This window comes from Mesonia profundi (genome assembly GCF_031085155.1).
GTDB classification, from domain to species: domain Bacteria; phylum Bacteroidota; class Bacteroidia; order Flavobacteriales; family Flavobacteriaceae; genus Mesonia; species Mesonia profundi.
The window spans coordinates 1-8,357 of record NZ_JAVHUL010000046.1; the positions used below are offsets into that span (position 1 = coordinate 1).

The following is an 8,357-nucleotide window of genomic DNA, read 5'->3' on the forward strand; positions in this document are numbered from 1 at the left end:
ATGAATCTGAGGACATAGAAATCTTTATTTCAAAGTTCCCTAATTTTTAGTTACTCCACAACTTTTTGTGTTGAGCCTTAACTCATTGTCAAATTACCACATTACCACATCATCAAATCAACACATCACTTTACAAAGATTAACAGCCTTTTAAGGTTAAAATAGGAGTCATTTATAATGAATTAATTAGATTGAAGTGCGGAATACTTCCGTAAAGATATGAACCGTTTCTAAAATAAAAAAACAATGAAAATGAAAGCGATACAGATGAAAGAATATGGAGATGAAAGTGTATTAAACTATACTGATGTGGAGCGCCCCGAACCTAAAGCAGATGAAATTTTAGTAAAAATTCATGCCGCAAGTGTAAATCCTGTCGATTGGAAGATACGTGACGGAAAGGGAGAGAAATTCGGGATGAAACTTCCCTTGATCTTGGGAGCAGATTTCGCAGGAGCAGTAGAAGAAATGGGCGCCGAGATTAAGGAATTTAAAAAAGAAGATGAAGTCTATGGTAAAATCCTAATCGGTTGCTATGCCGAATATGTGATTGTGAAAGAAGGTGAGCTCAGTAAAAAACCAAAGAATCTAGATTATGAGAAAGCAGCTTCTATTCCTATGGGCGCGCTAACTTCTTGGCAAGCCATTTTTGAAACGGCGAAGTTAAAAAGCGGGCAAAAAATTCTGATCCACGCGGCTTCTGGCGGAGTGGGGTCTATGGCAGTTCAACTGGCAAAAGCTAAAGGAGCCTATGTGATAGGAACCGCATCGGGTAGTAATAAGGATTTCGTAAAAGGCTTGGGAGCCGATGAGTTTATTGATTACACCAGTACCAACTTTGAAGATGTGGTAAGCGATGTGGATGTGGTATATGACACCATAGGTGGCGATACTCAAAAGCGTTCTTTTCAAGTATTGAAAGAAGGGGGATTCCTCGTTTCTCTTGTTGAAGATCCTTCCAAAGAATTACTGAAGAAATATAAGGTGGAAGGGAAAGTAATCGCTTCGGTAGCCAATGCTGAACAACTAGAAGAAATTACTCAATTAATAGAAGAGGGGAAAGTGAAAACCCACGTAGAAAAAGTATTTCCGCTTTCAGAAGCAAAAAAAGCACAGAAATTAAGCAAAGAAGGTCACGTTCGTGGTAAAATTATTCTGCTTCCTTAAAGTTGCGGATGCTTAGGATAAATACCAATTTAAATAATAAAGTATCCGAAGAAAAATAAACACTTAAAAAAAACTGGATTCTAAGATAGAATCCAGTTTTCGTTTATATTGAAAATAGCAGAAGTTACTACTTTAAAAGTTTTTGTAGTATTTCCAACGACTAATCTTAAGAGATAAGCGTCATAGACTTTTACTAAAATCGCATCGATAATTTTACATTAAAAACTCTAGGAGAAAGATAATTCTTGATGGCATACATTCTTTTGGTGTACACATCCCTTACAAACGTATTGGTAATCGAGTTTTGATTATCGAATAAATTGAAAATTTCAATCCCCACATTTAACTCTTCAAAAACGTTTAAAAAATTGGTGTGGGTGTTATTTACAGAAGGATCTACGACCACATAAGAAAAACCAACATCAGCTCTTCTATAATCTGGCAAACGGGTTTGATAATCGTAAGGATCTGCATAATTAGGAGAACCTCCGGGTAATCCCGTATTATAAACCAAATTTAAATACATTTTTAAACTCGGTATTTTTGGTACATAGTCCTGAAACAATACCGCAAACTTTAGACGCTGGTCGGTAGGGCGGGAGATGTAACCTCTATCATTAATATTTTCTTCGGTTTTTAAATACCCAAAACTCAGCCAGCTTTCGGTTCCTGGAACAAATTCTCCGTTTAACCTAAAATCAAATCCGTAGGCATAAGCTTCCGCATTATTATTTGCTTCATAACGAATCCGCACATTCTCTAGGGTATATGGATTCACATCGGTAATATTTTTATAATAAGCTTCAGAAACCAGCTTAAAAGGACGATCTCCCAGCTTAAAACTAAAATCATTCCCCAAGACGATATGAATGGATTTTTGCGCTTTTACATCGGGGTTTACCGCTCCCGTTTCGCCTCGCAATTCTCTGTAAAACGGAGGTTGGTAATAAAATCCTCCCGAAAGTCTAAACAACATATCGGCTTCCCAGTTAGGTTGAAGGGCAAATTGAGCACGCGGACTAATAACGCTTTGCGCGGAAGAAGTCTCGCCCTCGCTAGTTACTGCCCACGTATGCGAGCGTAATCCTGCATTAAACCAAGCATCGCTTTCTCCTAGTTTCGTTTTATAACTCCATTGCGCATACGCCTGAATTCTATTAATTTGTGTAGAATTGAAGGCTCTAACGCTATTAAAAGGCGCTAATGGAGCATCAAAAGCTTCGTAAGGTTGGTTGTTTTGAAAACCACCAAAAGGAGGTCGTATCGAAAAACCAGCCGAATCTATCATTTCATATTCTTGTATGCGGTCTTTAATGTCTTCGTGGGTGTATTTGATGCCGTAATCAATTTGGTGGTCTTCAATTTTGATGACTCCTTTATGTTCTACGTTAAAAATTAACGCATCTAAATCATTTCTAGCGTGCGTAAATTGACCTCCAACCCCTTCAGAAAATTCTACTTCTCCCAAATCTGAACTTCCAATGTCGGTATTCACATCGCCCAAGCGGTATTCGGCTAAAATGTCATAATATTCTTGTTCTTGGGTGTTGTAAACAGAGCCTATAAGTTTGGCGCTATAATTATCTGAAATTTCATAAGAACCTTTTAAGGCCGCAAAATAAGTTCCGTATTGGTCTTTCTCTTGTCCTTCGTAAAAAATAATCAAGGCTTTAGGATCTTGAATCGTTCCAAAGTTGGTTTGCCTAGCAATCGGTTCGTAATCATATTTGTTGATGGAAACATTTCCTAGAAAACCCAATTCAAACTTATCGTTCACTTGGTAGCTAAGGTAGGTTTGTGCATCGGCGAAACGAGGTTTAAACGTACTTTCGGTTTCTTTAGCATTTACAAAAAGACTGTTGTCTCTGTATCTTAAGCCCAAAATAGCGGAGAACTTTTCATCTTTAGAAACTCCTTCTACAGACGCACTTGCTCCCAATAAACTAGCTTCTACAGAAGCGCCAAAATCAACCGGCCTGCGGTAATCTATACTTAAAACAGAAGAAAGTTTATCTCCATACTTTGCTTGAAAACCTCCGGCAGAAAAGTCTACATTTCTCACCATATCGGTATTCACAAAACTCAAGCCTTCTTGCTGTCCCGAGCGAATTAAAAAAGGGCGATAGACTTCAATTTCATTTACATAAACCAAGTTTTCATCATAATTTCCGCCACGTACAGAATATTGCGTGCTCAACTCATTGTTAGAAGAAACTCCGGGTAAAGTCTTTAGTAAATTTTCTACGCCTGCATTGGCACCAGGTATTTTTCTAATGGTTTTAGGTGAAATAGTGGTGAGACCTTCAATTTTACTTCTTCGGTCGCCAGTAATAATTACGGTGCTTATTTGTTCAATATCTGTCTTTAAAACAGGATTAATCTCTTTTTCTTCGCCTTCCTTCAGGTTAACCGTAAAAACTATCTTTTTAAAACCTACATAACTAATCGTAAGGGTAATGTTTTTATTGGAAGGAATACTCAAATCATAAAAACCATTTTCGTTGGTAAGCGTTCCGCCATCCAGATAGCTTACATTAACAAATGGAATGTGGGTATTGCTTTCATCAAGGATAATTCCTTTTACTTGGGCAGTTTGAGCCAAAAGACTGGTAGAAAAAAACAGTAAAGAGAGATAAAGAAAATTTTTCAAAGGATTGTGGGTTTAATTTTTTCTGAAAAATGTGCCTTCAAATGTAGTACTATTTCCTACATTATCGAGTACGATGAGTTTTAAATTGTTTTCGGATTCTTGGATGATGTCATCTTCAAAATAGTACACCAACTTGTCCGTTTTATAATCATATTCCATTAAGATAAACTTTCCGTTAATAGTGGCTCTGTAATCACCAATATTGGTGAGCTTGTCCTCTATTTTAAAAACCAATTCTTGCTCGTTAGACATCCATCGGTTTTCCCTAAAATTAACGGGAGTAATCACAGGCCCCGCGCTATCTTGTTTTAGTGCATATTTACCAAAGGTTTTAGTACTAACGCTAAAACGATTGTTTTTCTTATACGTATTCACATAATAAGCTGCGCCCCAAGAGGTCATTCTTGCTACGTAAAGCTGCTCTCTGTCTTTTGGAGTGTACTTGCTTACATCAAAACCAATAGTCATATTTTTATGTAAAGGCACCTCTTCATAATGAACTTGAATGCCTTCTCCATCTTTCTTGATGTCTAAATACATATCTTCATATAAGGCGTTTTTGGGAATGTAAATGTCGAAACCATCTTCATCAAAAGCGACTGCCTGACTTGCTTTCGCGTAATAAGCGGTAGTGTCAATTTTCTTCGGAAGAATTCCATCTAAGGCTACTTCTTTACTGGTAATAGGAATTTTAATGGTGCTTGTATTTCCTTTAAAGTCTCTTACTTTGATCACATAATTATAATCTAAACTGTCTTTTACATGTACCAAACCTTTTTCACCGTAGGTGGTTATAATACTTAACGGATTATTTTCTTCTTGAAAGAGTTTTTGCACCCGTTTTCTTTTATTTTTATAATAAGCGTAATCTATAAACCGATTGATGTATCTGCTTTCTGAAAAAGAGAATTTTTTAAAATCGACTTGCATGAGTTCATTTCCGTTAACGGAAGTTTTTATTTGATAAACGCCATTTTTGTTAGGAGCAAAGTCTAATCGGTCGACCGTAGAAACGCCAAAGCCAATAGTACCATAGGCATTAAAATCTTCGGTCACATAGGTTCCATCTCCTTGTGGAATCACTCTTAATTTTTGTCTGTTGTTATTGCTATTCACGTGCGAATTTTCTCCTTGCGGATATACAAAAACACCCTGAATAAGAGGAGGGGAGCTATCCTGAATATCAAATCCAAAATTTAAAGCATTCATAGGTCTTGCTGAAGCATCCCGAATTTCAAAATGCAAATGCGGACCGCCACTGCCGCCACTATTTCCGCTAAAGGCAATCAATTCATTTTGTTGTACCGCAAGCTCGTTGGCTTTAGGGAAGACTTCTACTTCATAATCTTCCTTAGCATATTGTACTTTTTTTATATAGGCTTGAATCGTGGGAGAGAACTTTTTTAAATGTGCATAAACGGTCGTGTAGCCATTGGGATGTTGTATGTAAAGCGCTTTTCCGTAGCCAAAACGGGAAATTTTAATTCTACTTATATAGCCTTCCGCGGAAGCGTGAACGTTAAGACCTGTCTTTTGATGCGTTTTAATATCTAAACCACTATGAAAATGATTGGACCTTAACTCGGCAAAAGTACCCGAAAGAATCAAGGGGATTTCTAACGGACTAGCGAAATAATCTTGGGGTAAATCTTGTTGCGCTTGAAGCGGAAAAATGAGCCATAGCGACAACAATAGTAAAAAAGTAACTCTCATAAAAAGGGATTAGAAGTATACTAACTTTAAAGATAGCGTAAATATTATAAAAATAAAATAGATTGATGAAATCCAGCCAAGTAAAACAAACTTTTAAAATAGATAAAGAAAATGGTTGTCATTTTGGTAAAGGTATGTTAACTTTGTAGGGATAAGTATTACGTGAATAGCAGATGAGTAATTTGATTGAAATAGTTGATTCACTTGAAAATAAGATTAGCAAGCTACTACATAAACATGAACTTTTAAGGAAAAAAAATAAGGAATTAGAAGAAATCATACAAGAAAATAAAAGTAGAGAAGCACATCTTCAAAATCAATTAGAGTCATTTTCGCAAGAAAATCAAACCCTTAAGTCTGCCAACGCAATCTTAGGCAGTAACGAATATAAAAGAGAAACAAAACTCAAAATAAATAGCTTAATACGAGAGATAGATCAATGTATTGTTCAACTCTCAGAATAAATTTGGATGAGTAATGACAAATTAAAAATAAAACTCTCTATAGCAGACAGGGTGTATCCCTTAACTATTGCGCCAAGCCAAGAAGAAGGCTTGCGTAAGGCTGCAAAAAAAATAGAAGAAGTGATTAAGCAATATGAGCAGAGTTATGCGGTGAGGGATAAGCAAGATGTATTGGCCATGTGTGCCTTGCAGTTTGCATCAAAAACCGAGCAGCACTCTATTAATAATGATAAAGAAGTGATTGATGCAAGACGAAAATTAAGCGACTTAGTTGCTGTTTTGGATGATCATTTAACATAATAAGAAACGTTCTTTTAATTAAAAAACAAAGGTTTACTGCCTGTATTAGTTATTTATATTTGATAAACTCAACACTTATTCTTTTAAAAAGGGTGAGTCTAAGTTGTAAAAGCAAGCCGTCTTAGAACGGATCCTTGATCAGCTTGTTAGCCCTATACTTGTTTAAAGGAGTTTATACAAAATCTATGCTAATACAGGCTTTTTTTATATATAAATTTATGGATATACAAATAGTTATAGGAGCAGTCATAGGGATCATCGTAGGAGCAATTATCGCCTACTTTATCGTAAAATCACTGCAAAGTAAAAGCGCAAACTCTATCGTTGCAGAAGCAAAAAAAGATGCTGCATCGATTATTAAAGAGGCGAAAGCGGAAGGCGAAAGCAAGAAAAAAGATAAAATTCTACAAGCAAAAGAAAAGTTTATCGAGCTAAAGTCAGAGCATGAAAAGGTAATCTTATCTAGAGATAAAAAACTAGCAGATGCCGAAAAGAGAACTCGAGATAAAGAGTCTCAAGTTTCATCTGAGCTTTCTAAAAATAAGAAACTTAACAAAGACATAGAGGATAAGGTTAAAGATTACGACTTTAGAAACGAATATCTTGTGAAAAAGCAAGAGGAAATAGACAAAGTACACCAAAGTGCTGTAAAGCAATTGGAGGTAATTAGCGGCGTGAGTGCTGAAGAGGCGAAGGCACAATTGGTTGAGACCTTAAAGGAATCGGCTAAGACAGATGCGATGGCACTTATTCAAGATACCATTGAAGAAGCTAAAATGACGGCGCAGCAGGAAGCTAAGAAAATTATCATCAATACCATTCAACGTATTGGAACCGAGGAAGCCGTAGAAAACTGCGTTTCGGTATTCAATCTAGAGAGTGATGATGTAAAAGGTAGAATTATTGGGCGAGAAGGACGTAACATTAGAGCCATTGAAGCCGCAACAGGCGTAGAAATCATTGTAGACGATACCCCAGAAGCGATTATCCTTTCTTGTTTTGATTCTGTACGTAGAGAGATCGCAAGACTTTCTTTACACAAGTTGGTTACCGACGGACGTATTCACCCAGCTCGTATTGAGGAAGTGGTGAAGAAAACCCGTAAGATGATTGATGAAGAAATTATAGATATAGGGAAACGTACCGTAGTCGATTTAGGAATTCACGGGTTAAGTCCAGAATTGATTAAGATGGTAGGGCGTATGAAATACCGTTCTTCTTATGGTCAGAATTTATTACAACACTCGAGAGAAGTAGCGAAATTATGTGGCGTTATGGCGGCAGAATTAGGCTTAAATGCGAAGTTGGCTAAGCGTGCAGGATTATTGCACGATATTGGAAAAGTACCAGACTCAGAAACCGAAGTACCTCACGCGATTTTAGGAATGCAATGGGCAGAGAAATATGGAGAAAAACCAGAAGTTTGTAATGCCATTGGAGCTCACCACGACGAAGTAGAAATGACCTCCTTGTTATCACCAATCGTTCAGGTTTGTGATGCGATAAGCGGAGCCAGACCAGGAGCAAGACGTCAAGTATTAGACTCTTATATTCAGCGTTTAAAAGACTTAGAGGAAATTGCATTTGGCTTTAACGGTGTAAAAAAGGCCTATGCCATCCAAGCCGGTAGAGAATTACGTGTGATTGTAGAAAGTGAACGCGTAAACGATGATAAAGCATCCAACTTATCTTTTGAAATTTCTCAAAAAATCCAAACCGATATGACCTATCCAGGGCAGGTGAAAGTGACGGTAATTAGAGAAACTAGAGCGGTAAACATCGCTAAATAAGATTAGAAATAGATTTAAAATCCCGCCTGCTCCTCGAGTATGACGGGATTTTTTTTGTGCAATGATTAGGGGCCATGGCTGCAAAAAAGCAGCCACCGCGCTATCCGCTATATCCCCTCAAAAAAGTCGGGGGATGCCGCTGCTATCGCTTGTCCAAAAAGTAAATGATGTTTTGATGTGATGATTTGCTGATGTGTTAATTTGGAAATGCGGTAATTTGAAAATGTGCCAATTTGAAAATGATTCACGGCGGCTGAGTGATTTTCCAAAGAA

6 protein-coding genes and 1 other RNA gene are annotated in these 8,357 nt (G+C 37.1%); 5 read left to right on the top strand and 2 right to left on the bottom strand.

The window, feature by feature from the left end; translation table 11 throughout:
- The first annotated feature begins 252 nt into the window (after positions 1 to 252).
- Complete coding sequence (locus tag RBU60_RS12865; RefSeq protein ID WP_308865458.1) at positions 253 to 1,167, top strand: NADP-dependent oxidoreductase; 915 nt, start codon at positions 253 to 255, stop codon at positions 1,165 to 1,167.
- A gap of 193 nt (positions 1,168 to 1,360) precedes the next feature.
- Here the strand turns inward: RBU60_RS12865 and RBU60_RS12870 are convergent, their stop codons facing one another.
- Positions 1,361 to 3,817, bottom strand: coding sequence for a TonB-dependent receptor (locus tag RBU60_RS12870; protein WP_308865459.1), 2,457 nt, complete (start codon positions 3,815 to 3,817; stop codon positions 1,361 to 1,363).
- A 12-nt stretch (positions 3,818 to 3,829) separates the two neighbouring features.
- Positions 3,830 to 5,530 carry a M23 family metallopeptidase gene (locus RBU60_RS12875; RefSeq protein WP_308865460.1) on the bottom strand — a complete coding sequence of 567 codons (1,701 nt, stop codon included), beginning with the start codon at positions 5,528 to 5,530 and terminating at the stop codon, positions 3,830 to 3,832.
- A 173-nt stretch (positions 5,531 to 5,703) separates the two neighbouring features.
- On the opposite strand from RBU60_RS12875, the gene RBU60_RS12880 reads away from it, so the two are divergent.
- The 4 genes from RBU60_RS12880 to rny all read left to right on the top strand — a co-directional run bounded on the left by RBU60_RS12880 (position 5,704) and on the right by rny (position 8,084).
- The gene (locus tag RBU60_RS12880) at positions 5,704 to 5,994 is read left to right on the top strand and encodes a hypothetical protein (protein ID WP_308865461.1); all 291 of its coding nucleotides are present in this window, start codon (positions 5,704 to 5,706) and stop codon (positions 5,992 to 5,994) included.
- A gap of 6 nt (positions 5,995 to 6,000) precedes the next feature.
- A complete protein-coding gene (locus RBU60_RS12885; protein ID WP_308865462.1) occupies positions 6,001 to 6,294 on the top strand; it encodes a cell division protein ZapA in 294 nt (97 codons plus the stop codon).
- A gap of 66 nt (positions 6,295 to 6,360) precedes the next feature.
- Positions 6,361 to 6,468: non-coding RNA, 6S RNA (ssrS, locus tag RBU60_RS12890), on the top strand.
- A 44-nt stretch (positions 6,469 to 6,512) separates the two neighbouring features.
- Positions 6,513 to 8,084 (top strand): ribonuclease Y, encoded by a 1,572-nt coding sequence (gene rny, locus RBU60_RS12895; RefSeq protein WP_308865463.1) that lies wholly within the window; start codon positions 6,513 to 6,515, stop codon positions 8,082 to 8,084.
- The last annotated feature ends 273 nt before the right edge of the window (positions 8,085 to 8,357 follow it).